This window comes from Geodermatophilus sp. SYSU D00965 (assembly GCF_054050075.1).
This window is the reverse complement of sequence record NZ_JBJGYQ010000010.1, coordinates 24,752-50,036: the sequence shown is the minus strand read 5'-3', so window position 1 is coordinate 50,036 and position 25,285 is coordinate 24,752. Positions and strand designations below refer to the sequence as shown.

Below are 25,285 nucleotides of genomic sequence, written 5' to 3'. Positions count from 1 at the left end.
CCTGATGAGCACCACGCACGCGCCCGCCGGCGAGATCGAGCTCGCGATCGGCGGCATGACCTGTGCCTCGTGCGCCGCCCGCATCGAGAAGAAGCTGAACAAGCTCGACGGCGTGACCGCGACGGTCAACTACGCCACCGAGAAGGCGCGGGTCACCTACGGCGAGGACGTCACACCCGAGGACCTCGTCGCCACCGTGGAGAAGACCGGCTACACGGCGACGCTCCCCCAGCCCCCGGCCGCTCCGGTCGAGGTCGCCGAGGAGGACGGGGTCGGCCCGCTCCGCCGCCGTCTCGCGGTCTCCACGCTGCTCACCGTGCCGGTGGTGGCCATGGCGATGGTCCCGGCGCTGCAGTTCGAGTACTGGCAGTGGCTCTCGCTCACCCTGGCCGCCCCCGTGGTGGTCTGGGGTGGGCTGCCGTTCCACCGCGCCGCCTGGACCAACCTGCGCCACGGCGCCGCGACCATGGACACCCTCGTCTCGCTGGGCACCGGTGCGGCGTTCCTCTGGTCGCTCTACGCGCTGTTCCTGGGCAGCGCCGGCGAGCCCGGGATGACCCACCCGTTCGAGCTGACCGTGGCCCGCGGCGACGGCGGCGCGAACATCTACCTCGAGGCCGCCGCCGGGGTGACCACCTTCCTGCTCGCCGGGCGCTACGCCGAGGCGCGGTCCAAGCGGCGGGCCGGGGCCGCGCTGCGGGCGCTGCTCGAGCTGGGCGCCAAGGAGGTCTCGGTGCTGCGCGGAGGCGTCGAGCGCCGGGTGCCGGTGGACCAGCTGGCCGTGGGCGATGAGTTCGTCGTCCGGCCCGGGGAGAAGATCGCCACGGACGGCGAGGTGACCGAGGGGGCCTCCGCGGTCGACGCCTCGATGCTGACCGGCGAGTCCGTGCCGGTGGAGGTGGGCCCCGGCGACGCCGTCGTGGGCGCCACCGTCAACGCCGGCGGCCGGCTGGTGGTGCGGGCCACCCGCATCGGCGCCGAGACCCAGCTGGCGCAGATGGCCCGGCTGGTCGAGGAGGCGCAGAACGGCAAGGCCGAGGTGCAGCGCCTGGCCGACCGGGTGTCCGGGGTGTTCGTGCCGATCGTGCTGGCCCTGGCGGTGGCGACCCTCGGGTTCTGGATCGGCGCCGGCGCCGGGCTGGCCGCCGCGTTCACCGCGGCCGTCGCGGTGCTGATCATCGCCTGCCCCTGCGCGCTGGGGTTGGCCACGCCCACCGCGCTCATGGTGGGCACCGGCCGCGGGGCGCAGCTGGGCATCCTCATCAAGGGCCCCGAGGTGCTCGAGTCCACCCGCGCCGTCGACACCGTCGTCCTGGACAAGACCGGCACCGTCACCACCGGACGGATGACCCTGCGCGACGTCGTCCCCGCCGACGGGGTGGACGCCGACCGCGTGCTGGCTCTCGCCGGCGCGCTCGAGGCCGCGTCCGAGCACCCGATCGCCCGGGCCGTCGCCGCGGCGGCCGCCGAGCGCACCGGCCCACTGCTGCCGGTCGAGGGGTTCGCCAACGTCGAGGGGCTGGGCGTGCGCGGCGTGGTCGACGGTGCCGCGGTGCTGGTGGGGCGCCCCCGCCTGCTGGCGGACCGCTCCGTGCCCGTGCCGGCGGACCTCGCCGCGGCGCAGGCGGCGGCCGAGGCCGGCGGCGCGACGGCGGTCATCGTCGCGACGGACGGCGTGGCCTGCGGGCTGCTCGTCGTCGCCGACGCGGTCAAGGAGACCTCGGCCGAGGCCGTCCGCCGGCTGCGCGAGCTGGGCCTGCGGCCGATCCTGCTGACCGGTGACAACGCGGCGGTGGCCCGGGCGGTCGCGGCCGAGGTCGGCATCGACGAGGTCGTCGCCGAGGTGCTGCCGCAGGACAAGGTGGCCGTCGTCCGCCGCCTGCAGGCCGAGGGCCGGGTCGTGGCCATGGTCGGCGACGGCGTGAACGACGCCGCCGCCCTGGCGCAGGCCGACCTCGGGCTGGCGATGGGCACCGGCACCGACGTGGCGATCCAGGCCTCGGACCTCACCCTGGTGCGCGGTGACCTGCGCGCGGCCGCCGACGCCATCCGGCTCGCCCGCCGCACGCTGGCCACGATCAAGGGCAACCTGTTCTGGGCGTTCGCCTACAACGTGGCCGCCCTGCCGCTGGCCGCGGCGGGCCTGCTCAACCCGATGATCGCCGGCGCGGCGATGGCGTTGAGCTCGGTGTTCGTGGTCACCAACAGCCTGCGGCTGCGCCGGTTCGCGGCGACACCGCGGTCCTCCGGGCCGCACGGCGGCCGGACGCCGGTCCGCGCCGACCGGAGCACCGAGGTCTCCACCACCGGCTGACCGGACCGGGTCCTCCCGCGGAGGCTCGTGCTCTGCGTGCCCCGGGTACGCAGAGCACGAGCCTCCGCCGGTGCACTCCTGCCCGACGCCGGCTCGGTCAGAGCGCGGGGAGGAGCAGCAGCGCGGTCGGGAGCAGCAGGAGCAGCCCGGCGGCCAGCAGCGCCGACCACCGCGCCCAGCCCGGCAGCGGGGCCGGCGGCTCGATCAGCCGGACCACCCGCTCGCGCACCGCTCCCCCGGCCACGGCGAGGGCTCCGCTCGGCACGGTCGCGCCGGCCGCCGCGACGATCGCCCGGGCCAGCGTGCGGCGCGGCGCGGCGCCGGTCAGCGAGCCGAGGGCGACGTCGTCGGCCCGCATCTCCACGAGCGTGCGCACCGCGGCGGAGGCGCGCGCGGCCGCGGGCAGCACCGGCAGCGCCGCCGCCCAGGCGAGGAACGGCAGCAGGTAGAGGTGGTGGTGCTCGCGCAGGTGCGCCCGCTCGTGGGCGACGACGGCGGCGAGCTGGTCGTCGTCGAGCTCGGCGACCATCCCGGAGGAGAGCACCAGCAGCGGCCGGGCCCCCGGGATGCAGAAGGCCACCGGCGCGGGGTGTTCGAGCAGCCGGGCGTCGGGGAGCGCGTGCGGCTGCACGACCAGCTCCAGCAGCGCCCGGTGCCGGCGGCGGGCGCGGGCGGTGCGCACCCAGGAGAGCAGCAGCACCCCGAGCAGCTCCGAGGCGAGCACGCCGGCCAGCGTCAGGGTGACCCAGTGGTCGCCGCGGACGGGCTCCCCCGCGGGCGAGCCGGTGAGCACCGACCAGGCCGCTTCGGGCAGCGAGTGGCCCCACGGCGCCAGGCCGTGCACCAGCAGCGCCCCGATCATGGACAGGCCGCCGGCCAGCCCGATCGCCTGCCAGCAGACCAGCGCCACGAGCGGGTCGCGCCGCGGCCAGCGGGCACGGGCCAGCAGCGCGGGGACCGGCCACGCCAGCAGCGCGGCCAGCACCGCGAGGGCGGCCGCGGTCGCGGGGAGCACCGTGTCGGGGGGCTGTGCGCTCAGGCGGTCAGCGGTCGGCGTCCGGACCCGCGGCGGCCAGCAGCTCGCGCAGCAGGCGGGCCTCGTCGGGGTCGACCCCGCCGACGAAGCGGGCCAGCACCGCCTGCCGGTCCCCGGCCGAGCCGAGCACCTCGTGCATCAGCTCGGCGGCGTGCTCCTCGCGGGTCGCCCGCGCGCGGAAGCGGCGGGGCCGGGCGTCGTCGTGCTCGACGAGCCCCTTCTGCTGCAGCCGGGTCAGCACGGTGTGCACGGTGGTCAGCGCCAGCCCGCGGTCGGCCAGGCCGTCGCGCAGCTCGGTCGCCGAGACCGGACCGTCGGCCGACCACAGCCGGTCCATGACGGTGCGCTCCAGCTCACCCAACGACGCCACGGGTCCTCCTGTCCTGCGGATCACACACGCACTTTCTACGTGTCGTAGAAAAGTGTCTTCTACTCGGCGTAGAAAGAACTCGACCGATCGTACGTCGTCCGGGGAAGGAGCGGCCGTGGACGTCCTGGACGTGGCGCGCTGGCAGTTCGGGATCACGACCGTCTACCACTTCCTGATGGTCCCGCTGACCATCGGCCTGGGGATCCTGGTCGCGGTGATGCACACCCTCTGGGTGCGCACCGGCAAGCCCGAGTGGCTGCGGATGACCCGCTTCTGGGGCCGCATCTACCTGATCAACTTCGTGCTCGGCGTGGCCACCGGGCTGGTGCAGGAGTTCCAGTTCGGCCTGGCCTGGAGCGAGTACAGCCGCTTCGTCGGCGACGTCTTCGGGTCGTTGCTGGCGCTCGAGGCGCTGCTCGCGTTCTTCCTCGAGTCGACGTTCCTCGGCCTGTGGATCTTCGGCTGGGGGCGCATCCCGAAGAAGCTGCACCTGGCCGCGCTGTGGGCCGCGGTGATCGGCTCGATCGTCAGCGCGTACTTCATCATCGCGGCCAACTCCTGGATGCAGCACCCGGTCGGTGTCGTGGTCACCGAGGACGGCCGGCCGCGGCAGGTCGACTTCCTCGCCGTCCTGACCAACAACACCGCGCTGGCCGCCTTCAGCCACGCGATCGTCGCCGCGCTCATGGTCGCCGGCGCCCTGCTGGTCGGCGTCGGGCTGTGGCACCTGCGCCGCCGCGAGCTCGCCGGGCAGCCGACGACGGACGTCTCGGGCGGGCGGGACGACGGCATGGTGTGGCGCCGCTCGGTGCGGCTCGGCGGCTGGGTGTCACTCGCCGCGTTCGTGCTGGTCGCGCTCACCGGCGACTGGCAGGGCAAGCTCATGTACGAGCAGCAGCCGCTGAAGATGAGCTCGGCCGAGGCGCTGTGCGAGACCGAGGCGCCGGCGTCCTTCTCGATCCTCGCCTGGGGCAAGCTCGGCTCCAACGAGTGCGACGACGTCCACTCGATCACCGTGCCCGGGCTGCTGTCCTTCCTCGCGCACAGCGACTTCTCCACCGCCGTCCCGGGTGTCAACGAGCTGCAGGATCGCTACGCCGAGGTCTACGGGGCGACCTACCCCGACGACCCGTCGCGGTTCGGCGACCTGGCCGGCGCGGAGGTCGACTACACCCCGCTGCTGGCGGTCACCTACTGGAGCTTCCGGCTCATGGTGGGCATGGGCGCGGTCTCGGCCGGGGTCGCCGCCTACGCGCTGTGGGCGACGCGGCGGGGCCGGGTGCCGACGTCGCGGATCGGCGTCTACGGCTCGCTGCTCGCGGTGGGCGCGCCGTTCGTGGCCAACGCGACCGGCTGGATCTTCACCGAGATGGGCCGCCAGCCCTTCGTCGTCTACCCCAACCCCGACGTGCCCGTCGACGAGCAGGTGTGGTTCTTCACCGCCCAGGCGGTCTCCCCCGGCATCACCGCCGCCGAGGTCTGGACGTCGCTGTCCGTGCTCACCCTCGTCTACGGCGCGCTGGCCGTCGTCGAGCTGTGGCTGATCGGCCGCTTCGTCCGCCGCGGGGTCACCACCGGCGACGCCGCCCCCACCCCCGGGCACACCCACGAGGGGACGCCGGACGACGACCTGCCGGGCGGCCGCGACGGCACCCGCGCCGGCACCGACGACGACGTCCTCTCCTTCGCGTACTGAGGAGCACCTCCCATGGACCTGCAGACCCTCTGGTTCGCCGCCGTCGCCGTGCTCTGGACCGGCTTCCTGCTGCTCGAGGGCTTCGACTTCGGCGTCGCCGCGCTGCTGCCGGTGCTCGGCCGCCGCCCCGCCGACCGGCACCTGATGCTGCGCACGATCGGCCCGCTCTGGGACGGCAACGAGGTCTGGCTGATCACCGCCGTCGGCGCGGTGTTCGCCGCCTTCCCCGGCTGGTACGCGACCTGGCTGCCGGCGCTGTACCTGCCGTTCGTGCTGGTTCTGTTCGGCCTGATCATCCGGGCCGTGGCCTTCGAGTGGCGGCACTCCCACTCCACCGCGGCGTGGGACACGACGTGGACCCACGTCATCACCGCCGGCTCGCTGATCGCCGCCCTGGGCATCGGCGCCGCCCTGGGTGCGACCACGCTGGGCCTGCCGATCGACGCCGACGGCAACCGGGTCGGTGGCGCCTTCGCCGGCCTGGGCTGGTCGGCGCTGCTCGGCGCGGTCGCCGTCCTGGCCTTCTCCCTGGTGCACGGCGCGGTGTTCCTGGCGCTGAAGACCGACGGCCCGGTGCGCGCCGCCGCCCGCCGGTTCGCCACCCGGTGGACGCCGGTCGCCGCGCTGCCGCTGCTGGCCTGGGCGGGGCTGGTGCACCTGCGGTACGGGACCCCGGCCACCGCGGTGCTGTGGCTGGTCGCCGCGCTGGCGGTCGTCGTCGCCTGGGCGCGGATCCGGGTCGGCCGCGAGGGGCAGGCGTTCGCCGCCTGGGGCACCGTGCTGGTCGCCGCTGCCGCGACGCTGTTCGGGGCGGCCTACCCGGTGGTGGTCCCGTCGACCGTCGACGCGGCCTTCGACGTGACCGTCGCCGACGCCTCGGTCAGCGACTACACGCTCACCGTGATGACCTGGGCCGCCGGGATCGGCCTGCCCGTGGTGCTCGCCTACCAGGCGTGGACCTACTGGGTGTTCCGCAAGCGGCTGACCGCCGAGCCGGTGCACGCCGACGTCCCCGCGCACGCATGAGGGCAGAGATGGCCATTTCTGCCCCTCGACGGGAGCGGGGGCCGCTGGCGCCGCTGGCCGGGGTCCCGGGGCTGCCCGGGGCGCTGGCCCGGCAGGCGGCCGCGGCGCTGGTCCAGGTCGCCGGCCTGGTGCTGCTCGCCGCCGGGCTGGCGCACGCGGTGGCCCGCGCCGCCGGGCTGGCCGACGGGCCGCTGACCGGCCCGCTGGTAGCCGCCGCCGCGGGCGCCGCGCTCCGGGCGGTCGCCGGGTCCCTCGGCGACCTGCTGGCCGACCGCGACGCCCGCCGCGCCGAGGACCGGCTGCGTGCGCGGCTGCTGGCGCGGCTGGCCGGCTCCCCGGCCGCGGTCGCCGCGGCGGGCGGTCCCGGTCCCGCGGCGGTGCTGGCGACCACGCGGCTGGCCGACCTCGGCCCGGGGCTCACCACGTACCTGCCGGCCCTCGCCCGGACCCTCGTCGTCCCGCCGGTGCTGCTGACCGTTCTCGCCGGGACCGACCTGCTCTCGGCCGCGCTCGTCGCGGTCACCCTGCCGCTGGTGCCGGTGTTCATGGTGCTGGTCGGCCTGACCACCCGGGACGGCACCACCGCCGCCGCCCGCGCGCTGGACCGGATCGCCGCGCACGTGGCCGAGCTGGTGCGCGGACTGCCGGTGCTGGTGGGCCTGGGCCGGGCCGCCGAGCAGGCCGCCGCCCTGGCCGAGCTGGGCGAGGCCTCGCGCCGCCGCACCCTGGCCACGCTCCGGCTGGCGTTCCTCTCCTCGCTGGTGCTCGAGCTGCTGGCCACGCTGTCGGTCGCCCTGGTCGCGGTCACCGTGGGCCTGCGGCTCGTGCACGGCGAGGTCGCGCTGGCCGCCGGCCTGACCGCGCTGCTGCTGGCGCCCGAGGCCTTCGCCCCGCTGCGCGCCCTGGGGGCCGCGCACCACGCCAACGAGGACGCCGCCCTGGCCGCCGCCGAGGCGCGGGCCGTGCTCGCCGCGCCGTCCGCCGCCCCGCCCGCGACGACGCCGGACGGCGACGACCCGTGGGGCGCCGACGTCACGGTCACCGGGCTGACCGTCCGCTTCCCCGGCCGCGCCGTGCCCGCCCTCCCGCCGGTGGACCTCGCCGTCCGCGCCGGCGAGTTGGTCGCCGTGCGCGGGGCCAGCGGGTCGGGCAAGTCGACGCTGCTCGCCGTCCTGGCCGGGCTGACCGACCCGGCGGCGGTCGTCGAGGGCACCGTGACCGGGGTGCCGCACGCCGGGGTCGCCTCCGTTCCCCAGCACCCCCGGACCACCGGGGAGACCGTCGCCGACGAGCTGCGCCGGCACGCGGCCTCCGACCCGGGCGTGGACGAGGTGGTCGGCGAGGCGTTCGTCGTCGAGGCGCTGGAGCGGGTGGGCGCGAGCGCCCTGGCCGGGCGGCGGTGCACCACCCTCTCCCCCGGCGAGCTGCAGCGGGTGGCGCTGGCCCGCGCGCTGGTGCGGGTCCGGCGCGGCGCGCGGCTGCTGCTCCTCGACGAGCCCACCGCGCACCTGGACGACGCGGCGGCCGCGACGGTGGCCGCGGTGCTCGCCGGCCTGCGCGGCACGGTCACCGTCCTGCTGGTCACCCACGACCCCGCGCTGGCCGCCCTCGCCGACCGGACGATCGACCTGCCGGGGCCTGCTCCCTGCTCCTCCGCGACACGTGCACACACCGCCGCACCGGCCCCGGCCGGGACGACCGCACGTGCACACACCGCCGCGCCGACCGTGACCGGATCGACCGCGGCCGTACCCACCGTGGCCGCGCCGGCCTCCGCGGTGGGCGTGCCCCGCCGACCGCGGAGGGCGCTGCTGCGGGCCGTGGCCGCGGGCACCGCGTCGGCGGGTGCCGGCGTGGCGCTCACCGCGGTCTCCGGCTGGCTGATCGTGCGGGCCGCGGAGATGCCGCCGGTGCTGACCCTGCTGGTCGCGATCGTCGGGGTGCGCGCCTTCGGCCTCGGCCGCGCCGGCCTACGCTGGGTGGAGCGGATGACCGCCCACGACGCCGCACTGCGCACGGCCGCGGACCTGCGGGTGCGGGTGTGGCGGGCCCTCGCCGCGCAGGGGATCGCCGCCGACCGGACGCCCGGCTCGGCGCTGGCCCGGGTGGTCGGCGACGTCGCGCTGGTGCAGGACCTGTCGGTGCGCGTCGTCCCGCCGGCGCTGGTCGCCGGGACGGTGACCGCCGGCACCGTCGGCGCCCTGGCCCTGGTCTCGCCCGCCGCGGCGGGCGCGGCCGGCCTGGTGCTGCTGGCCACCGTCGCCCTCGTCGTCGTCGCGCACCGGCGGGTGGACGCCGGCGCCGCGCGGGCGGAGGGGGCGCTGCGCGTGGCCGCCCTGCGGGACACCACGACCGTGCTGGAGGGAGCGCCGGACCTGCGCGCGCACGGCCTCGCCGACCGGACCGCCGCCGACCTCGCCGCCCTGGCCGGCCGCCGGTCCTCCGCCGCCGGCACCGGCGCCCGCGCGGGCGCGCTCGGCGAGGGCGTGGTGGTGCTCGGTACCGGGCTGGCCGCGGTCACCGCCGCGGCCGTGGCCGCCGCCGCCGGGGGAACCGGCCCGGTCCTCGCGGCCGTCGCCCTCGCGCCGCTGGCGCTCGCCGAGCCGCTCAGCGGCCTGGTCGGCGCGCTGCGGCGGCGCGGCGCCCTCACCGACGCCCGCGGCCGCCTCGAGGCCGTGCTCACCGCGCCGGTGCCGGCCGACCCGGACGACCCACTGCCGGCGCCGGCGCCGGTCCGGCGCGTGGCCACCACGGACCTGACCGCGGGCTGGCCGGGCGGCCCCGACGTGCTGCGGGGCCTGACCACCGCGGCGGACGCCGACGGCGGCTGGCTGGTGGTGCGCGGGCCCTCCGGAGCGGGCAAGTCGACCTTCCTGGCCGTGCTCATGGCGGCGCTGCGCCCGCGCGACGGCCGGTACGTGGTGCAGGACGTGCCGGCCGACCGGCTCGCCGGGGACGACCTCCGGTCGCGGATGGCGGAGCTGCCGCAGCAGTCGCACGTGTTCGCCTCCAGCATCCGGGCCAACCTGGCGGTGGCCGCGCCGCGCGGCGCCCTGACCGGTCCCGACGGCGAGGCGCGCATGCGGGCGGCGCTGACCGCGACCGGGCTGGGCGGGCTGGTGGCCGGCCTGCCCGACGGCCTGGACACCCCCGTCGGCGCCGGCGGGACGGCGCTGTCGGGCGGTGAGCGACGCCGGCTGGCCGCCGCGCGGGCGCTGCTCGCCGACCGCGACGTCGTGCTGCTCGACGAGCCGACCGCCCACCTGGACCCGCCGACCGCCGCCGCCCTCGTCGGCGACCTGCGGCGCGCGCTCGCCGGCCGGGTGGTCGTCTGCGTGACCCACGACGACGCCGTCGAGCGCCCCGGCGACACCGTCGTCCGGCTCGGGACGCCGGTGGCCGCGCTGGCGGGCTGAGCGGGAACTGTCGGACCCGACCGGCAGGCTGCGCCGCATGGACGCGCCCTTCACCGGTTCGGTCTTCCTCGGCATGAGCGTCGACGGGTTCATCGCCCGCCGCGACGGCGACCTCGCGTGGCTCACCGGCGACGGGGAGGTCGGCGGCTCGCCGGACGACGGCGCCGGCGGCGACTTCGGGTTCTCCGCGTTCGTCGCCGGCATCGACGCGCTGGTGATGGGCCGGAGCACCTACGAGGTGATCGCCCCGATCGACGAGTGGCCCTACCAGGGCAAGCCGGTGCACGTGGTCAGCACGACGCTGGAGCCCGGGGCGGACGCACGCATCACCGTGCACCGGTCCTTCGACGACGCCGTGGCCGCGCTGACCGCGGCGGGGTACCGCCGGGTGTACGTGGACGGCGGCCGGATGGTGCACACCTTCCTGACCGCCGGGCTGATCGCCGACCTCACCCTGTCGCGGGTGCCGGTGCTCATCGGCGAGGGGCTCACCCCGTTCGGCGCGCTGCCGGCCGACGTCCCGCTCGAGCACGAGCGCACCGAGGTGTACCCCGGCGGCATGGTGCAGACGACCTACCGGGTGCGCCGGTGACTACGCCGCGGCCGCCTGGTCCGGCCGGGCCCGCACCACCTCGAACCCGGGGAACGGGGGCAGCCCCGCGTCGAGGACCACCGGGACGCCGGGTGGCCGGCCCAGGCGGCGGGTGTCCGCCACGGCGGCGCGGTCGTCCGCGGCCATCTGGGCGAGCATCCGCTCGTACAGCTCGGGACGGATGCGGATCTCCCGCGGCGGCGCGGCGGCCGGGGCGAGAGCGATGGCGACGACGTCTCCGGCGATGTCCGGCCGGGCCCAGTGGACGCTGCTCATGGCGGCCCTCCTGTGCTGGCCTCCCCGCGCCCTGGTCCGACATCGGGAGGCCGTGGTCTCTGCCTTACCCGTCAGACACGACGGTCCCACCTGGGAACGGCACGTCGACAGGGATCTCCGACCCCAGTCGGGCCCCCTGCAGCAGCGCTAGGTCGTCGCCGGACCAGAAGCTGCCCGGGTCGTAGGCGTTGCGCGGTCGGCGGCCGTCCAGCAGCCCCATCGCGGTGTAGGTCGCGGCCACCAGTTCGGCGCAGTAGACGGTCTCGGCAGCCGTCCGCCGGCGCAGCCGCCCGCCCAGCCAGCTGCCGACCAGCCCGCGCGTCGTCGGGAACGGCCTGCCGTCGAGCCGGGCGACGGTGCGCAGGACGGCGTCCTCCATCTCGCCGGTCACGCCACCGTCGTCGGCCGGGCCGACCAGCTGCCGCAGCCAGACCCGCTGGCCGTACCGGTGCCGCCAGGTGCGGACGGCGTCGGCCAGGTCGTGCAGCTGCACGCCGCGCTGGTGCTGCCCGGTCCAGACGTCGGGCAGCGAGCGGCCGAGCTCGGCGTGCCACAGCAGCGGCGGCAGGTCCTCGAGCACCACGGCCATGCCGACGTGGTTGACCGGCGCGTTGGTCAGCGCCCGGATGGCCCGATCGGCGACGGAGGCACCGCGGAAGACCCACACGTCGCCGGTGCGGGTCAGCTCGACGGCCTCGTCCAGGCTCAGCTCGGGCACGGCGCTACGTTACGGATCATGCGCCTCTGGAAGCTGCTCGGACTGGCCGGGCTCGCCGGCGTCGCGGCGACCGGGGCGGTGCTCGCCCGCAACGAGCGCCAGCGCCGCGCGCACACCCCCGAGGAGATCCGGGCCCGGCTGCGCGAGCGGCACGCGGCGCTGGCCGACGTCCCCGAGCCGGTGCCGGCCGAGGAGCTCGCCGGTGGACGCCGGCACGCGCTGGCCCGGGTGCTGCGCCGCCGACCTGTGGTTTGAGGTCCTGACCCGGCGCTCATGCACACGGAGTGCCGGACGACCACACGGAGCCGCTCGTGGGCTTCCACGACACGAGGGGCGACCCCACCCCCGACGAGAGCGTGGGCGAACGACTCCTGGGCGCGCTGCTCGACCGGGCCCACCTGATCCCGCCGCGCCTGGCCGGCCCCCTGGTGGCCCAGGAGCTGGGGATGGCCGGAGCCACCGACGTCAGCATCCACCTGCAGGACTTCGACCAGCTCCAGCTCCAGCCGGTGCCCGGCCGCGGGCTGACCGGAAAGCCGGTCGCCATCGACGACAGCCCCGAAGGCAGGACCTTCACGACCGACACCCGGACCGAGCAGCTGCAGCCCGACGGCAGCGTGCGCCCCCACCTGCCCATGCTCGACGGCTCCGACCGGGTGGGGGTGCTGTCGTTCACCCTGGCGACGGTCGCCGAGCACGACCGGCAGCTCGCGCACCGCGTGGCCGGGCTGGTCGCCGACCTGCTCGTCACCAAGGACAGCTACACCGACACGTTCGCCCGCGTGCGCACCGCGCGGCCGATGACCCTCGCGGCACAGCTGCAGTGGCAGTCCCTCCCGCCGCTGTCGATGACCACACCGGACGTCGACCTCGCGGGGATCCTCGAACCGGCCTACGAGGTGGGCGGCGACTGCTTCGACTACGCCTTCGACGAGCACGTCCTGCACCTGGGGGTCTTCGACGCCATGGGGCACGGCGCGGACGCGGCGACCATGGCGACCGTGGTCCTCGCCGCGTACCGGCACGGCCGCCGCCGGGACGTCCGGCTCGCCGAGCTCTACACCGAGATGGACGCGGTCGTCGCCCGGTCGTTCCCCGGCCGGTTCGCCACGGGACAGCTCGGCCGGCTGGACACCGAGACCGGCGAGCTGCGCTGGGTCAACGCCGGGCACCCGGACGCGCTCTGGGTGCGGAACAGCCGGGTGATCGGCGAGCTGACCGGCGCCCGGACGCGGCCGATCGGCTTCGGCGGCGCGGCGCCGTCGGTCGCCTCGGTGCAGCTGGAGCCGGGCGACCGCGTCCTGTTCTTCACCGACGGCGTCGTGGAGGAGCGGCTGGACGGCGGCGAACAGTTCGGCGAGGCCCGCCTGCGCCGGCTCATCGAGCAGACCACCGCGGAGCGGCTCGCGGCGGCGGAGACCGTGCGCCGGCTGTCGCACGCGCTCATGGCGGCCCGGGCCGGCCGCACCAGCGACGACGCCTCGCTGCTGCTGGTCGAGTGGAAGGCCCCGCCGCGGGACGACGAGCTCGCTCCGGACATCCCGGAGGCATCACCGCGGGGGGCGGAGAAGCGCTGACGGCTCACGGACGGCGACCGCCACACCGGGCGCCGTCCGGAGCCGTTCCGCACCGGCCGGGAGAGGTCGACACTGCACGCGCCCGCCGGTGTCGCCGGGCGTCGTGTCTGGGTCATCCGTCCGGCGACGCCGACGCGGTGCCCTGGCCCCCTGCAGGGTCCCGCCGCGAGCCTGCGAGTGGTGGGGGGGCAGGGGGTCCTTCTTCAGCCCGCCCCGGCGGCCAGCGCGGGTCCCTCGTCCTTGAGCGCCACCCCGGACGCGCCGAGCTCGCGGGCGGCGGCCAGCAGCGCCACCACCGTGTCGGCCGCCTGCGCGTAGGACAGCCCGTGCGGTGGCCGGACGTTGGACACGCAGTTGCGCTCGGAGTCCGCCCGCCCGGGCCGCGGGTCCCAGGTGAGGTAGACGCCGAGGGAGTCCGCGGCCGACAGGCCCGGCCGCTCGCCCACGAGGACGACGACCGCGCGCACGCCGAGAGCTGCCCCGACGGCGTCACCGAGGGCCACCCGGGCCTGGTGCGCCAGCACCACCGGGGCCACCGCACAGCCGGAGAGCCGCTCGAGCAGCGCCGTCGTCAGGCCGGCGGCGTGCTCGTGGACCGCCCGCGGCGAGAGCCCGTCGGCGATCACGACGGCCAGGTCGGCGTCGGCGCGGGGCAGCTCCGTCCCCGGAGCGAGCTGCCGCCCGAGGTCGGGCCGCTGCAGGTAGGTGGCGCGGTCGCCGGCGGCCGAGTGCACCTCGAGCACCTCGACGCCCGGCAGCCGGGCCTCCCGCAGCGCCGAGTCCAGCGCGGCGCGGACGGCGGCCGGGTCCAGCGGCTGGTGCACCGCGTCCCGGGCGGCGGCGTGGGCGGCGCGGAACTCGAGCTCGCGGGCCGTGGGCAGGGCGTCGCCGGCCCGGCCGAGCGCGACCCGGGCCCGGGTGGCCGACCGCAGCACCGCCCAGGGATCGTTCCCCGGGGCAGAGATGGCCATTTCTGCCCCGCTCGGATCCGGGGTCGACCGCCCGACGGCAGAAGTGGCCATCTCTGCCGGATCGAGGGCCGAGCTCATGCCGACGCCGCCGCGAGCAGCGCCCGGGCCGCGGGCGCGTCGGCGGTCAGCTCCCGGACCCGGCCGTCGTCGTCGAGCAGGTCCATCCGCGCGAGCCAGGCCTCGAACTCCGGGGCCGGCCGCAGCCCCAGCACCGACCGGGTGGTGAGCACGTCGGAGAACGCCAGCGACTGGTAGTGCAGCATCACGTCGTCCATCCCGGGAACGGCGATCAGGAACGTGACGCCGGCCGCCCCGAGCAGCAGCATCAGCGCGTCCATGTCGTCCTCGTCGACCTCGGCGTGGTTGGTGTAGCAGACGTCCACGCCCATGGGCAGGCCGAGCAGCTTGCCGCAGAAGTGGTCCTCCAGCCCGGCGCGGAGCACCTGCTTGCCGTCGTAGAGGTACTCCGGCCCGATGAACCCGACGACGGTGTTGACCAGCAGCGGGGAGAAGTGGCGGGCGACGGCGTAGGCGCGGGTCTCCAGCGTCTGCTGGTCCACCGGGCGGCCGCCGATGCCGCGGTGGGCGTCGGCCGACAGCGCCGACCCCTGGCCGGTCTCGAAGTAGGTCACGTTCTCCCCCACCGTGCCCCGGCCCAGCGCCAGCGCCCCCGCCCGCGCCTCGGCGAGCAGGTCGAGGGTGACGCCGAACCCGCGGTTGGCCGCCTGGGTTCCGGCGACCGACTGGAACACCAGGTCCACCGGCGCCCCGGCCTCCAGCGCCCGCAGGGTCGTCGTCACGTGCGCGAGCACGCAGGACTGGGTGGGGATCTCGTAACGGCTGATGACCGCGTCGACCAGCTCCAGCAGCGCGACGGTGCGCGCCGGGGAGTCGGTGGCCGGGTTGATCCCGATGACGGCGTCCCCGCACCCCTGCAGCAGGCCGTCGACGATCGACGCGGTCACCCCCAGCGGGTCGTCGGTGGGGTGGTTGGGCTGCAGCCGGGAGGCCAGCCGGCCGGGCAGGCCGAGGGTGCTGCGCAGCCCGGTCACCACCCGGGTCCGCCGGCCGACGGCGACCAGGTCGGCGTTGCGCATGAGCTTCGACGTGGCCGCGACCATCTCCGGGGTCAGCCCCGGGGCGAGCGCGGAGACGGCCGCCTCGTCGCCGGCCGCGGCCCAGGCCAGCAGCCGGTCGCGGAACTCCCCCACGGTCAGCGACGCCACCGGCGCGAAGGCGGCCCGGTCGTGGGTGTCGAGGACCAGCCGCGTGACGTCGTCCTCCTCGTACCCGACGACCTGCTCCTCCAGGAAGGTGGCCAGCGGCAGGTCGGCGAGCAGCGACTGGGCGGCCACCCGCTCGGCGGCGGACTCCGCGGCGCAGCCGGCCAGGACGTCGCCGGAGCGGACCGGGGTCGCCTTGGCCAGCAGCTCGACCAGGGTGGGGAACTCGTGGGTGTGCCCGCCCACCGTCGCCCGGCGCACGCTCATCCCATCTCCTCCTCGGCGGCGGCCAGCAGCTCGAACTCCTCCTCCGGAGCGGAGGCGACCAGGTGGTGCCGGCTGTAGAGGGCGAAGTAGGCGAGGAACACCGCGTAGGCGCCCAGGGTCCAGAACGCGGCGGTGACGTCGACGAGGAAGGTGGCGACCACCGCCGCGGCGGCCAGCACCAGCGCCACCCCGGTGGTGACCACGCCACCGGGGGTCCGGTACGGGCGCTCCAGGTCCGGCTCGCGACGGCGCAGCACGATGTGGCTGACCATCATGAGCACGTAGGACACCGTCGCCCCGAAGACGGCCATGTTCAGCAGCATCGCGCCCTGCCCGGTCAGCGAGAGCAGGAAGCCGATCGCGCCGGGCACGAGCAGGGCGAGCATCGGCGCCTTGCGCGCGTTGGTCACCGACAGCGCCCGCGGCAGGTACCCGGCGCGGGAGAGCGCGAAGGTCTGCCGCGAGTACGCGTAGATGATCGAGAAGAAGCTCGCCACCAGGCCGAACAGGCCCGCGTAGTTGACCACCGTGGTGAGCGCGTCGGGCGCGGCCGAGGCGGCCAGCGCGTCGACCGGCGGGTTGCCCGACGCGGCGATCGTCGACGACCCGCCGGCGCCGGGGGTGAAGACCAGCATGAGGACGGCGAGCAGGACGAGCACGCCCATCGCCGCGACGATCCCGCGCGGCATCGAGCGGGCCGGGTCGCGGGCCTCCTCGGCGGCGAGCGGCACGCTCTCCACGGCGAGGAAGAACCAGATCGCGAACGGGAACGCCGCCCAGATGCCGATCAGCCCGTAGGGCAGGAACGACGACGCGCCCGCCGCGTCGGTGGGCGCGATGTCGAGCAGGTTGCCCGCGTCGAACTGCGGGACCGCCCCGACGAGGAAGACGACCAGCCCCAGCAGTGCGACCACGGTGACGGCGAACATCGCCTTGAGCGCCTCGCCGACGCCCATCAGGTGGATGCCGATGAACAGCGCGTAGACGACCAGGTAGACCCACCAGCCGTCGGTGATGCCGAACAGCCCGAGCGACTCCACGTAGGCGCCGATGAAGGTGGCGATCGCGGCCGGGGCGATGGCGTACTCGATGAGCACCGCCACGCCGGTCGCGTAGCCGCCCCAGGGGCCGAGCGCGCGGCGGGCGAAGGTGTAGCCGCCGCCGGCCGTCGGCAGCGCCGAGCCGAGCTCGGCCAGCCCGAACACCATGGCGGTGTACATCACCGCCATGAGGACCGTCGCGATCAGCAGTCCCCCGAAGCCGCCCTCGGCGAGGCCGAAGTTCCAGCCGGCGTAGTCGCCGGAGATGACCGCCGAGACGCCCAGGCCGGCGAGCAGCAGCCAGCCCGCGGTCCCGGTGCGCAGCTGGCGCTTGTGGAGGTACCCCTCGTCGACGCGCTCGGCCTCGACGCCGGCGTGGTGGGGGGCGGAGGAGCGGGCAGCGGGATCGGCGGTCATGCCGTGCCTTCCGGTCGGCCCCCGGCGGACGGGTGGGGTCAGGGTGGTCCTCCCGCCCGGACCGGTCAACCGTCGTCGACGGATCGGTACGCGCCGTTCACGGGCTTGACGCGGGCGTCCCTGTCCCGGCGCGGGCCCGCGGTGACGCATACTCGTTGGTCGTGCACGACCGGATGGCGCGGGGAGGACATCGGTGAGAGAAGGGCTCGGGCCGGAGGACGCCGACCTGCTCGCCCTGCTGGCCTCCGGCGGCGACCTGAACGAGTTCCTGGGCGACCTCGTCCACCTGGCGGTGCGCCACACCCCGAACGCCCGGGCGTGCGGGCTGACCCTGGCCCGCTCGGACGGCGCGGTGACCGTCAGCGCCACTGACGCCCTCGCCGAGGAGGCTGACGAGCGGCAGTACCGGCTCGACGACGGCCCCTGCCTGGCGGCGATGCGGGAGGGCGTCGTCGTCCGGGTCGAGGACATGCTCGCCGAGCAGCGCTGGGACGGTTACCCGGCGCTGGCGGCCCAGGTCGGCGTCCGGTCGTCGCTGTCGCTGCCGCTGACCGTCGAGGGCCGCAGCCGCGGGGCGCTCAACCTGTACTCCACCGAGCCGCGCGCCTTCGGTCCCGCGGACGAGGCGGTAGCCGCCCGCTGGGCGGGCCAGGCCGCCGGCGCGCTGGCGGTGGCGCTGCGCATCGCCGACGGCGACGACAAGGCCGAGCAGCTGCGCGGCGGCCTGGACACGCGCACCGTCATCGGCCAGGCCGTCGGGCTGCTGATGGCCCAGGAGCGGTGCACCGCGGAGCAGGCCTTCGCGCTGCTCAAGCACTCCTCGCAGCGGCGCAACGTCAAGCTCCGGGACGTCGCCGCCGGACTCGTCGCCGCCTTCGAGGCCGACCTGCCGGAGCGGCCCGCCCGCTGGTGAGTCAGATCCCGCGCCAGCGGCCGTCCTTCGCGTTGCCCTGCGGCCGGGAGGCGAACACGTTGCCCTCCGTGGGGCCGGCGTCGTCCCCGGACAGCGCCAGCCTGCGGAACAGCGGGCCGACCAGGACGTCGTAGAGGCCCGGCAGCATGCGGAACCCGGCGATGACGAACCAGTTGCCGAACCCGGACTGCACCAGGCGCCGAGGCCGGTCCAGCCGGGCGACGACGGCCCGGGCGACGCGGTCGGCGGTGTAGACCGGTGGGGGTGGCCGGCCGGTGCTGCCCGCCCACGTCGCGCCCTGGGAGTAGATCGGCGTGCTGACCCCGCCCGGGGCGACCGCCGAGACGTGCACGCCGGGGGCGTCCCGGAGCTCCTGCTGCAGCGTCCGGACCAGCCCCAGCTGCCCCCACTTGGCCGCCGCGTAGGTGCCCATGAGCGGCGCGGTGACCGAGGCCAGCAGCGAGCTCACGACGACCAGGTGGCCGCTGCCCTGCCGCCGGAACACCGGCAGCACCGCCCGGGCGACGTTCGCCGTGCCGTGGAGGCTGGTGTCCACGACGGCCTCGAACACCTCGCGAGGGACGTCCTCGATCCGGCCGTAGGCCATGGTCTGGCCGGAGTGGACGACGGCGTCCAGCCGCCCGAAGCGGGCGACGGTGGCGTCGACGACCTGCTGGACGCCCTCGGCGTCGTTGACGTCGACAGGGCAGACGAGCACCTCACCGGCGCCGCGCTCCCGGGCCTCGGCGGCCGCCTCCTCCAGCGACTCGCGGCCCCGGGCGACCAGCACCAGGGCGGCGCCGCGCGCGGCCATCGCGTGGACGGTGGCCCGGCCGATCCCGCTGGAGGCGCCGGTGACGAGGACCGTGGGCGGGCGGGACGGCGGTGCGGACGGCGGCATGCGGCTCCTCGGGGAGGGGGAGGGCACGCACAGCGCTGGCACGCCCCGGCTCGACGTCCGCCGTCCCTACCCCTGCCGCGAGCGGGTCATGCGGGCGGGGCGTCCAGCGCGGACCACAGCCAGCCAGGGCCGGCCACCGCCACGCCCTCCGGCAGCCGCGCCCGCAGCCCGCGGTCGGCGGTCACCACCAGGGCGTCGCGCCCCTCCCGCGCGAGCTCTCCCGCCCGGGCGACCAGCGCGTCGTCCCCGCTCCCGGGCGCGCGGACGAGGGTGACGCCGTCCGGCGCGCGCACGGAGCGGGCCGCGCCCTCGACGACGGCGACGATCTCGTCGACCCCCACGCGTGCCCCGTCCGGGCCGGCCAGCGGCCGCCCGCCCAGCGGGGCGAGCCGCGCCAGCAACCGGGACGTCGCACCCGCCCGGTCGCGCCACCAGCCGTCGGGGCGGGCGCCGACCACGTTGGCCGCGTCGACCAGCAGCACCGTCATGTGCGCCTCCGTTTGTCGGCTGCGACCTGGGGAATCGTCCCGCTGCACCCGCGGCGGCGACCGGCCGGCGCGGCCACCGTCCGGGAGCGGCGCTCCCGGCCCGCCGGAGGAGCCGCCATGGCGAGCAACGAGCCCACGGTCCACGACTCCGACGCTGCCCGCGAGGGCGCCTCGGCCACCCGCGGCGCCGCGCGCGACGCGGTCGCCGCGCAGCGGTCGGCCTTCGGCGGCGTGAAGTGGGGCGCGGCGTTCTTCGGCTGGCTGTCGGCCAACGGGCTGGCCGTGCTGCTCATCGCGCTGCTGTCGGCCGCCGGTGTCGCGCTGGGCCTCACCCAGGGGATCGCCTCCGCGGACGACGCCGCGCAGCAGGCCGACACGATCGGCCTCGGGGGCGCGATCGCGCTGCTGGTGGTGCTCTTCGTGGCCTACCTCGCCGGCGGGTACGTGGCCGGGCGGATGGCCCGCTTCAGCGGGGTCCGCCAGGGCGTCGCCGTCTGGCTGGTCGGGCTGCTCGTCGTGGTGGTGCTCTCGGTGGCCGGGTACCTGCTGGGCCGCGAGTACAACGTGCTCGAGGCGCTGCACCTGCCGCGGATCCCGATCGACGAGGGCACCGCCACCACGGCCGGGATCGTCACCCTGCTCGCGATGGCCGTCGTCACCCTGCTCGGCGCCGTGGTGGGCGGCCGGCTCGGCACCCGCTACCACCGGCGGATCGACCGGGCGGGGTTCACCGCCTGATCCCTCCGCGGGGGCCTCCCGGCTGTCGGCGGCCGCTCCTACGCTCTGGCCCATGTGCCGGAACATCCGACCGCTGGCCAACTTCGAGCCGGCGGTGACCGACGAGGAGATCCAGGCGGCCGCGCTGCAGTACGTGCGCAAGATCAGCGGCTCGACGCGGCCCTCCCGGGCCAACGCGGAGGTCTTCGACCGCGCCGTCGCCGAGGTGGCCGAGGCGTCGGCGCGGCTGCTGGCGGCCCTGGTCACGACCGCTCCCCCGAAGGACCGCGAGGTGGAGGCGGCCAAGGCGCGCCAGCGGGCGGCGCTGCGGTACGGCACCTGACCCGCCGCCTTCGATTGCGCACAACCGGTGTGGCGGCCGGCGGCCAGGGGTAGGACCGGCGGGTCCCCTCCCCCCTCCCCCGGAGCGCAGCCATGGCTCGCAACACCGTGTCCCGCAGCCTGCACGACCTCGGCCTGGCGGCCTGGTTCGGCGGCACCCTCGCCAACGCGGTCGCCCTCAACCCCGCTGCCGGGGAGGCGGGGACCGGCCGCGGCACCGGCCGGGTCGCCAACGCCGGGTGGGACCGCTGGACGCCGGTCAACGCCGCGGCGATCGGCGCCCACCTGGTCGGCAGCGTCGGGCAGCTGCTCGGCAACCGCGGCCGCGTCGCGCGCCAGCAGGGGGTGGCCGGCATGAGCGTGCTCAAGACCGCCCTGACGTTCGCCGCGCTGGGCGTCACCGCCTACAGCCGGACCCTCGGCCAGGTCGTGTCGGGCGCCGGCTCCGTGCCGGCGCGGTCGGGCACCAAGCCGGCCAAGCGCACCAAGGCCGAGGTCGCCGCCGCGCAGGAGCAGCTCGACCGGCTGCAGTGGGTGATCCCGGCACTGACCGGCGCGCTGGTCGCGGTCAGCTCCTACGCGGGTGAGCAGCAGCGGCCGGCCGAGGTGGCCCGGGGCGTCGCCCAGCGGTGACCCGCCGCCCGGCAGAGCGCGGAACCCGCAGCCCCGCGAGCCACGACGACGCCCCGGCGGTGCCGGCCGGGGCGTGACCTGCGCGGGCCCAGCCGCGACGCTCAGCCGCGACGCTCAGCCCCGGCGCGTCAGCGGTCGCCGCGGGTGAGGTCGCCCGGGTCCGGGGTCCGGAAGGGCGGGTCGGCGTGCTGGCCGCCGTCGTCCGCCGACGGCTGCCGCTCCTCCGGCCGGTCGGGCTCCTCCCCACCGACCCCGTACCCCTCGGCCGGTGCGGGCGCGCCCGCGCCCGGGTCGGCGGCGGGGATGCCGTCGTCCTGCGCCCGGCCACCCTCTGCCTCCATCGGCGCCCACATCGACATGGCCGACCCACCTCTCCTGGCCCGTCACGGACGTCATCCGCATACCCCGGACGCGTTGGTGGAAGTACTCACCACCAGGTGAACGGCGGGTGAACGCCAGGAGGCGGTGACAGGCATGGTCGACACGGAGCGCGGCCCGGCGCGCCACTCCGGCCGGGAGAGCGACGGCGAACCGGGCGAGTCGCGCAAGCAGCGGATCGACCGCGAGCTGATCGAGCTGCTCAACGAGCTGCGAGTGGCACTGCCCGGTGTGCAGTTCCTCTTCGCCTTCCTGCTGGTCGTGCCGTTCCAGCCGGGTGGCGAGGAGCTCACGGAGTTCCAGCGGGACGTGTACTTCGTGACCCTGCTGGCGGCCGCCGTCGCGACCGGGCTGCTCATCGCCCCGGCCGCGCAGCACCGGGTGCTGTTCCGCCAGCACGACAAGGAGAACCTGCTGCGGCGCAGCCACCGGTCGGCGTTCGCCGGACTGATCGTGCTGGCCCTCGCCATCTCGTCGGCCGTGCTGCTGGTGACCGACGTGGTGTTCGCGGCTCTCCAGGCGTGGATCACCGCCGGGGCGGTTGCCCTGCTGCTGGTGTGGTGGTGGATCGCGGTGCCGTACTGGGCGCGGGCGCACAGCGGGCAGGACGAGCCGGAGGACTGACGGCGGCCTCCGCGGGCCCCGCGACACCCGCCGCGCGCAGAGGGCCGCAGCGGGGAAGGGTCGCCTAACCTGCCCGTGTGAGCGCGACGGCGGACCGGCTCCAGGCTCCGCCGTCGGTGGCTGCGACCTCGGTGCGCTGGTCACCGGTCGAGCTCCTCCCCCCGCTGCTCGTCGTGCTCCTCGGCGCGGTGCTCCTGTCTCCCGGGCACGGGCTGTGGTTCGACGAACTGTTCACCGCCGAGGTCGGCCGGCTGCCCTTCCGGGAGATCCTCGCGGCGGTCCTCAGCGGCCAGGGGACGACGAGCTACCTGGTCGACGTCCCCCCGTCGTACAACGCGCCCTACTACCTGGTCGTCTCCGTCTGGACGTCCCTGCCCGGCCTGGGCGGTGACACGTCGCTGCGGGTGCTGTCGCTGCTGGCGACCGCCGGCGGGATCGCGCTGGTGACCCGTGCGGTGAGCCGGGTGGCCACGCGAGCCACCGGCGTGCTGGCCGGCGCCGTGCTGGCTTCGGCTCCCCTGCTGCTCGAGCAGGCCGTCGAGGCGCGCAGTTACGGGTTGGCGGTCCTGGCGACCGGCGGGGCCGCCCTGGGGCTGGTCCGGTGGTTGCAGGAGGCGCCGCGCGGGCGGGTCCTGTTCGGCCTGGCCGGCGTCGCGATGGGGCTGATGCACTGGTACGCGGTCACCGTCCTGGCCGCCTTCGTCGTCGCGGCACTGCTGCTGCGCGGTCGGCGTGCCCTGCCGCTGCTGGCCATCGGGGCGGCCGCCGTCCTGCCGACCGTCGGGCTCGTCGTGGTGAACCTGCTCAACGGCACCGGTGCCCGCAACGCCGAGCACCTGCGCGACACCGGCGGGACGCTGGCGAACCAGGCCGTCGAGGCGTGGGCCGGGGGGCGCGGCCCGCTCCTCTACCTCACCGTCGGGCTGGCCGTGCTCGGCGCCGTGCGTGCCGTCGGAGTGCGGGTCCTGGGGATCTGCTGGGTGCTGGTCCCGCTGGTGCTCCTGCTCGCCGCCGAGCTGGTGCGGCCGGTCTACCTGCCCCGCTACCTGCTCGCCGGCCTCCTCGGCCTGGGTGTGCTGGCGGCGGCGGGAGCCCTGACCGTGCCCCGGGCGGCCCGCGCTCCGGTGGCCGGGCTGCTCGTGGCCTGCTCGCTGCTGGCCAGCGCCCCGCTCGCCGACCGTGAGCCGCGGGAGCGCGCCGACGAGGTGGTTGCCTTGATCGCCGAGCGTCACCGGGCCGGGGAGCCCGTCGTCGCGGCCGATCAGCGCTCGGCGACCGGGTTGGACCACTACGTCCGGACGGCGGCACCGCAGCTGCGTCCCGATGTCGTCCTCCCGCCGGACGACGCCCCCGCCGACGCGGCCCGCGTCTGGCTCGTCCGCCGGCTCATCGACGGGCAACCGGTGCCCACCGACGACGACGGCATCCTCGAGTCCGCGGGGATGCGGATGACCGCCGAGTACGACTTCCCGGCCGGCAAGACCGACCTCGTCGTCCAGGTCTGGGAACACTAGAGCGGCGGGACGTCGAGGTCGGTCCCGAACCTCGGTGGGTGGCTCACCAGCACCGTGCCGTGGGGCATGGTGACCGCCAGGGCGCCGTCGTCGGCCTCGTCGAACCGCCAGCCGGGCGCCTGGTGCTTGAGCCGGTGGTGGTGCTCGCACAGGCAGCAGAGGTTGTGGTGGGCGGTCGGCCCGAGCGGCCATTCCTGCCGGTGGTCGAGGTCGCAGGATCGGGCACGGGCACGGCAGCCGGGGAACCGGCAACGCCGATCGCGCAGTCGCACGTAGCGGTCCAGCTCGGCGCCGGGGTCGTGCGCATCGGTGGCCACCGGTGGGCCGGGGGACTCGCCGCGGCGGATACCGGTGGCATCGGTGAGGGCTACGAGGCTGCCGCGCAGCTGGTCGACGACTGCGATGTGCGGGCGGTGCGCCAGGCCGGTCCCGCGGACGTCGCGCACGCCGATCAGCTTCCCGAGGTCGAGGACGGCGCGCAGCTCTCCGTCGGTCCAGACGCCGTCGAGGATCGCCTGGCGAGCGCTGCCCAGACCGGCCTCCACGGCAGCCTCGTGCCGGGCCGCGGCCCAGGCGAGCCACTCGGCGAGCGGGCGGTCCCCGACCGGGGTGGCCGGTCCGCGCATCGACCCGGGGGGCTCCCCGGCCGAGCCGGCTGAGGTGGGCACCGCAGCCCCGTCCCTTGGTGCGGGTTCGTGGGACGGCGTGGTGAGGTCCGGCGCCTCGGGCTCTCCCGGCGGTGCCGGGAGGTCGTCCAGCCGGGGCGCGGAACGCGGCATCAGGCCGAACGCGTAACCGAGCTCGCCGACCATCTCCGCCGGCACGAGGTGACCGTCCACCTGACCGGGTTCGTTGCCTCCGAGCAACGTCTCCACCGTGGCGACTAGGGTGAGCGCGATCGTGACCGGCGGCATGCCGTGCTCACCGGCCCTCAGCACGAGGTCGGCCAGACAGTCCGCCATGCGCTGCTGCTTGGTGCGCTCGTCACCCTCGACGCGCGTCTGGTCGGCATAGACCTCAGCTGCCGGTAGATGGCCGCGGCAGTCGGCAGCGGCAGGTCGACGACGAGGGTGCCGGTGCCGTCGCGCCGGTCGCGCAGGCACACACCACGACCTCTGACCGCGGCGACCAGCTTCCGCCCGGCGGCCTCGGCGTCCTTGCGGAGGACGATGCGCCGGGCACAGTCCCCCAGCTGCGGCGGCGTCTTGTCGCCGAGCAGTCGGAGCACGTGTGCCTCGATGTCGGCGCGAACGGCGTCGTCGGACACCGGCCCCACGACGGTCACCATCTGGCGCGCGTGCTCGGGGCTCAGCCGGCCCCGGGCGAGCAGGTCGAGCGTCCGTGGCCGCTCGGTGAGCACGATCGACTCGCTGAGCCAGACCGTGGCCGCCGGAGCGCTGATCCGCAGCGCGGGTGCCACCTCGTCGACCGCCCACTCGCTCACCTCGGCCAGCGCCTCGGGCCGCGCCGCACGGGTCGCCGCCGACATGGCGCCCCGTTCCCCGGGCTGCCGGTCGAACCGCCCCGCCGGGCGGTACCGCGCGAACTCGGTGAGGGACGTCGCCATGACCGCCGACCACCGCGCGATCGCCCGGGACGCCTCGGCGGCCCGATCGAGCGGCGCTGCGCCGGCCTCCAGCAGCCGGCGCAGCTCCGAGAACTCCGGTGTCACGGTCCCGCCCCCGCGGGCGTGGGCGCCGCCCGCGGGGGCGAGCCACGTCCGGCCGGACCGCAGCCCAGGGTGGACGGCGTCGACGACGACCCGCTCGGGCCGGTCGAGGACGGCGGTCAGACCGAGCTCGAACGCTGAGCCTCCGCCGCCGGTCTCGAACACGC

25 protein-coding genes are annotated in these 25,285 nt (G+C 76.2%); 13 read left to right on the top strand and 12 right to left on the bottom strand.

Annotation, left to right across the window (positions count from 1 at the left end; all coding sequences use genetic code 11):
- Window positions 1–4 precede the first annotated feature (4 nt).
- Entirely contained in the window at window positions 5–2,314 is a 2,310-nt protein-coding gene (locus ACI789_RS11250) for a heavy metal translocating P-type ATPase (protein ID WP_457008979.1), read from the top strand.
- 97 nt (window positions 2,315–2,411) lie between these two features.
- Here the strand turns inward: ACI789_RS11250 and ACI789_RS11245 are convergent, their stop codons facing one another.
- Together ACI789_RS11245 and ACI789_RS11240 are read right to left on the bottom strand one after the other, a co-directional pair.
- Window positions 2,412–3,329, bottom strand: a complete 918-nt coding sequence (locus ACI789_RS11245; protein ID WP_457008977.1) for a M56 family metallopeptidase — start codon at window positions 3,327–3,329, stop codon at window positions 2,412–2,414.
- 28 nt (window positions 3,330–3,357) lie between these two features.
- Window positions 3,358–3,720, bottom strand: a complete 363-nt coding sequence (locus ACI789_RS11240) for a BlaI/MecI/CopY family transcriptional regulator (protein WP_457008975.1) — start codon at window positions 3,718–3,720, stop codon at window positions 3,358–3,360.
- Window positions 3,721–3,835: 115 nt separating this feature from the next.
- Here ACI789_RS11240 and ACI789_RS11235 point away from each other — a divergent pair, with 115 nt between their 5' ends.
- Genes ACI789_RS11235 through ACI789_RS11220 form a run of 4 tightly spaced genes read left to right on the top strand, consistent with a single transcriptional unit; the run spans window position 3,836 to window position 10,450 of the window.
- Entirely contained in the window at window positions 3,836–5,416 is a 1,581-nt protein-coding gene (locus ACI789_RS11235; protein ID WP_457008973.1) for a cytochrome ubiquinol oxidase subunit I, read from the top strand.
- A 12-nt stretch (window positions 5,417–5,428) separates the two neighbouring features.
- Complete coding sequence (gene cydB / locus ACI789_RS11230) at window positions 5,429–6,442, top strand: cytochrome d ubiquinol oxidase subunit II (RefSeq protein WP_457008971.1); 1,014 nt, start codon at window positions 5,429–5,431, stop codon at window positions 6,440–6,442.
- Window positions 6,443–6,450: 8 nt separating this feature from the next.
- Window positions 6,451–9,858, top strand: a complete 3,408-nt coding sequence (cydC, locus tag ACI789_RS11225; protein WP_457008969.1) for a thiol reductant ABC exporter subunit CydC — start codon at window positions 6,451–6,453, stop codon at window positions 9,856–9,858.
- Between the two features lie 37 nt (window positions 9,859–9,895).
- Window positions 9,896–10,450: a dihydrofolate reductase family protein gene (locus ACI789_RS11220; protein WP_457008967.1), complete on the top strand. Its 555-nt coding sequence runs from the start codon at window positions 9,896–9,898 to the stop codon at window positions 10,448–10,450.
- Here ACI789_RS11220 and ACI789_RS11215 read toward each other — a convergent pair whose 3' ends face one another.
- Window positions 10,451–10,726 carry a hypothetical protein gene (locus ACI789_RS11215; protein WP_457008964.1) on the bottom strand — a complete coding sequence of 92 codons (276 nt, stop codon included), beginning with the start codon at window positions 10,724–10,726 and terminating at the stop codon, window positions 10,451–10,453.
- 64 nt (window positions 10,727–10,790) lie between these two features.
- Window positions 10,791–11,444, bottom strand: coding sequence for a hypothetical protein (locus ACI789_RS11210; RefSeq protein WP_457008962.1), 654 nt, complete (start codon window positions 11,442–11,444; stop codon window positions 10,791–10,793).
- Window positions 11,445–11,462: 18 nt separating this feature from the next.
- On the opposite strand from ACI789_RS11210, the gene ACI789_RS11205 reads away from it, so the two are divergent.
- Window positions 11,463–11,699: a hypothetical protein gene (locus tag ACI789_RS11205; RefSeq protein WP_457008960.1), complete on the top strand. Its 237-nt coding sequence runs from the start codon at window positions 11,463–11,465 to the stop codon at window positions 11,697–11,699.
- Between the two features lie 191 nt (window positions 11,700–11,890).
- Complete coding sequence (locus tag ACI789_RS11200) at window positions 11,891–13,021, top strand: PP2C family protein-serine/threonine phosphatase (protein ID WP_457009222.1); 1,131 nt, start codon at window positions 11,891–11,893, stop codon at window positions 13,019–13,021.
- A gap of 203 nt (window positions 13,022–13,224) precedes the next feature.
- Here ACI789_RS11200 and eutC read toward each other — a convergent pair whose 3' ends face one another.
- The 3 genes from eutC to eat form a co-directional block, all read right to left on the bottom strand.
- Entirely contained in the window at window positions 13,225–13,992 is a 768-nt protein-coding gene (gene eutC / locus ACI789_RS11195) for an ethanolamine ammonia-lyase subunit EutC (protein WP_457008958.1), read from the bottom strand.
- Between the two features lie 74 nt (window positions 13,993–14,066).
- Complete coding sequence (locus tag ACI789_RS11190) at window positions 14,067–15,482, bottom strand: ethanolamine ammonia-lyase subunit EutB (RefSeq protein WP_457008956.1); 1,416 nt, start codon at window positions 15,480–15,482, stop codon at window positions 14,067–14,069.
- Complete coding sequence (gene eat / locus ACI789_RS11185) at window positions 15,479–16,939, bottom strand: ethanolamine permease (protein WP_457008954.1); 1,461 nt, start codon at window positions 16,937–16,939, stop codon at window positions 15,479–15,481. Before eat ends, ACI789_RS11190 begins: the two co-directional genes overlap by 4 nt.
- Window positions 16,940–17,132: 193 nt before the next feature.
- Between eat and ACI789_RS11180 the strand changes: the two genes are divergently transcribed.
- The gene (locus ACI789_RS11180; protein ID WP_457008952.1) at window positions 17,133–17,852 is read left to right on the top strand and encodes a GAF and ANTAR domain-containing protein; all 720 of its coding nucleotides are present in this window, start codon (window positions 17,133–17,135) and stop codon (window positions 17,850–17,852) included.
- Between the two features lies 1 nt (window position 17,853).
- On the opposite strand, the gene ACI789_RS11175 is transcribed toward ACI789_RS11180, so the two are convergent.
- Window positions 17,854–18,753 carry an SDR family NAD(P)-dependent oxidoreductase gene (locus tag ACI789_RS11175; RefSeq protein WP_457008950.1) on the bottom strand — a complete coding sequence of 300 codons (900 nt, stop codon included), beginning with the start codon at window positions 18,751–18,753 and terminating at the stop codon, window positions 17,854–17,856.
- Window positions 18,754–18,839: 86 nt separating this feature from the next.
- Window positions 18,840–19,241 carry a hypothetical protein gene (locus tag ACI789_RS11170; protein ID WP_457008948.1) on the bottom strand — a complete coding sequence of 134 codons (402 nt, stop codon included), beginning with the start codon at window positions 19,239–19,241 and terminating at the stop codon, window positions 18,840–18,842.
- Window positions 19,242–19,358: 117 nt separating this feature from the next.
- Here ACI789_RS11170 and ACI789_RS11165 point away from each other — a divergent pair, with 117 nt between their 5' ends.
- The 3 genes from ACI789_RS11165 to ACI789_RS11155 all read left to right on the top strand — a co-directional run bounded on the left by ACI789_RS11165 (window position 19,359) and on the right by ACI789_RS11155 (window position 20,933).
- Window positions 19,359–19,979 (top strand): hypothetical protein, encoded by a 621-nt coding sequence (locus ACI789_RS11165; RefSeq protein ID WP_457008946.1) that lies wholly within the window; start codon window positions 19,359–19,361, stop codon window positions 19,977–19,979.
- A gap of 52 nt (window positions 19,980–20,031) precedes the next feature.
- The gene (locus tag ACI789_RS11160; RefSeq protein WP_457008944.1) at window positions 20,032–20,301 is read left to right on the top strand and encodes a DUF2277 domain-containing protein; all 270 of its coding nucleotides are present in this window, start codon (window positions 20,032–20,034) and stop codon (window positions 20,299–20,301) included.
- A 92-nt stretch (window positions 20,302–20,393) separates the two neighbouring features.
- Window positions 20,394–20,933, top strand: a complete 540-nt coding sequence (locus ACI789_RS11155; protein WP_457008942.1) for a hypothetical protein — start codon at window positions 20,394–20,396, stop codon at window positions 20,931–20,933.
- Between the two features lie 128 nt (window positions 20,934–21,061).
- Here ACI789_RS11155 and ACI789_RS11150 read toward each other — a convergent pair whose 3' ends face one another.
- Complete coding sequence (locus tag ACI789_RS11150) at window positions 21,062–21,292, bottom strand: hypothetical protein (protein WP_457008940.1); 231 nt, start codon at window positions 21,290–21,292, stop codon at window positions 21,062–21,064.
- Window positions 21,293–21,407: 115 nt separating this feature from the next.
- On the opposite strand from ACI789_RS11150, the gene ACI789_RS11145 reads away from it, so the two are divergent.
- Together ACI789_RS11145 and ACI789_RS11140 are read left to right on the top strand one after the other, a co-directional pair.
- Complete coding sequence (locus ACI789_RS11145) at window positions 21,408–21,935, top strand: DUF6328 family protein (RefSeq protein ID WP_456918299.1); 528 nt, start codon at window positions 21,408–21,410, stop codon at window positions 21,933–21,935.
- Between the two features lie 77 nt (window positions 21,936–22,012).
- Window positions 22,013–23,449, top strand: a complete 1,437-nt coding sequence (locus ACI789_RS11140) for a hypothetical protein (protein WP_457008938.1) — start codon at window positions 22,013–22,015, stop codon at window positions 23,447–23,449.
- Here the strand turns inward: ACI789_RS11140 and ACI789_RS11135 are convergent.
- Both ACI789_RS11135 and ACI789_RS11130 read right to left on the bottom strand, forming a co-directional pair.
- Window positions 23,446–24,411 (bottom strand): HNH endonuclease signature motif containing protein, encoded by a 966-nt coding sequence (locus tag ACI789_RS11135; RefSeq protein ID WP_457008936.1) that lies wholly within the window; start codon window positions 24,409–24,411, stop codon window positions 23,446–23,448. The genes ACI789_RS11140 and ACI789_RS11135 overlap by 4 nt on opposite strands.
- Window positions 24,381–25,283 (bottom strand): hypothetical protein, encoded by a 903-nt coding sequence (locus tag ACI789_RS11130; RefSeq protein ID WP_457008934.1) that lies wholly within the window; start codon window positions 25,281–25,283, stop codon window positions 24,381–24,383. Before ACI789_RS11130 ends, ACI789_RS11135 begins: the two co-directional genes overlap by 31 nt.
- Window positions 25,284–25,285: the final 2 nt, after the last annotated feature.

Excerpts from the sequence above, each read along its gene's own strand:
- ACI789_RS11250 (WP_457008979.1), top strand. The coding sequence starts at position 5 with ATGAGCACCACGCACGCGCCCGCCGGCGAGATCGAGCTCGCGATCGGC.
- cydB (WP_457008971.1), top strand. The coding sequence starts at position 5,429 with ATGGACCTGCAGACCCTCTGGTTCGCCGCCGTCGCCGTGCTCTGGACC.
- cydC (WP_457008969.1), top strand. The coding sequence starts at position 6,451 with ATGGCCATTTCTGCCCCTCGACGGGAGCGGGGGCCGCTGGCGCCGCTG.
- ACI789_RS11220 (WP_457008967.1), top strand. The coding sequence starts at position 9,896 with ATGGACGCGCCCTTCACCGGTTCGGTCTTCCTCGGCATGAGCGTCGAC.
- ACI789_RS11215 (WP_457008964.1), bottom strand. The coding sequence starts at position 10,726 with ATGAGCAGCGTCCACTGGGCCCGGCCGGACATCGCCGGAGACGTCGTC.
- ACI789_RS11205 (WP_457008960.1), top strand. The coding sequence starts at position 11,463 with ATGCGCCTCTGGAAGCTGCTCGGACTGGCCGGGCTCGCCGGCGTCGCG.
- ACI789_RS11200 (WP_457009222.1), top strand. The coding sequence starts at position 11,891 with ATGGCCGGAGCCACCGACGTCAGCATCCACCTGCAGGACTTCGACCAG.
- eutC (WP_457008958.1), bottom strand. The coding sequence starts at position 13,992 with ATGGCCATCTCTGCCCCGGGGAACGATCCCTGGGCGGTGCTGCGGTCG.
- ACI789_RS11190 (WP_457008956.1), bottom strand. The coding sequence starts at position 15,482 with ATGAGCGTGCGCCGGGCGACGGTGGGCGGGCACACCCACGAGTTCCCC.
- eat (WP_457008954.1), bottom strand. The coding sequence starts at position 16,939 with ATGACCGCCGATCCCGCTGCCCGCTCCTCCGCCCCCCACCACGCCGGC.
- ACI789_RS11175 (WP_457008950.1), bottom strand. The coding sequence starts at position 18,753 with ATGCCGCCGTCCGCACCGCCGTCCCGCCCGCCCACGGTCCTCGTCACC.
- ACI789_RS11170 (WP_457008948.1), bottom strand. The coding sequence starts at position 19,241 with ATGACGGTGCTGCTGGTCGACGCGGCCAACGTGGTCGGCGCCCGCCCC.
- ACI789_RS11165 (WP_457008946.1), top strand. The coding sequence starts at position 19,359 with ATGGCGAGCAACGAGCCCACGGTCCACGACTCCGACGCTGCCCGCGAG.
- ACI789_RS11160 (WP_457008944.1), top strand. The coding sequence starts at position 20,032 with ATGTGCCGGAACATCCGACCGCTGGCCAACTTCGAGCCGGCGGTGACC.
- ACI789_RS11155 (WP_457008942.1), top strand. The coding sequence starts at position 20,394 with ATGGCTCGCAACACCGTGTCCCGCAGCCTGCACGACCTCGGCCTGGCG.
- ACI789_RS11150 (WP_457008940.1), bottom strand. The coding sequence starts at position 21,292 with ATGTCGATGTGGGCGCCGATGGAGGCAGAGGGTGGCCGGGCGCAGGAC.
- ACI789_RS11145 (WP_456918299.1), top strand. The coding sequence starts at position 21,408 with ATGGTCGACACGGAGCGCGGCCCGGCGCGCCACTCCGGCCGGGAGAGC.
- ACI789_RS11135 (WP_457008936.1), bottom strand. The coding sequence starts at position 24,411 with ATGGCGGACTGTCTGGCCGACCTCGTGCTGAGGGCCGGTGAGCACGGC.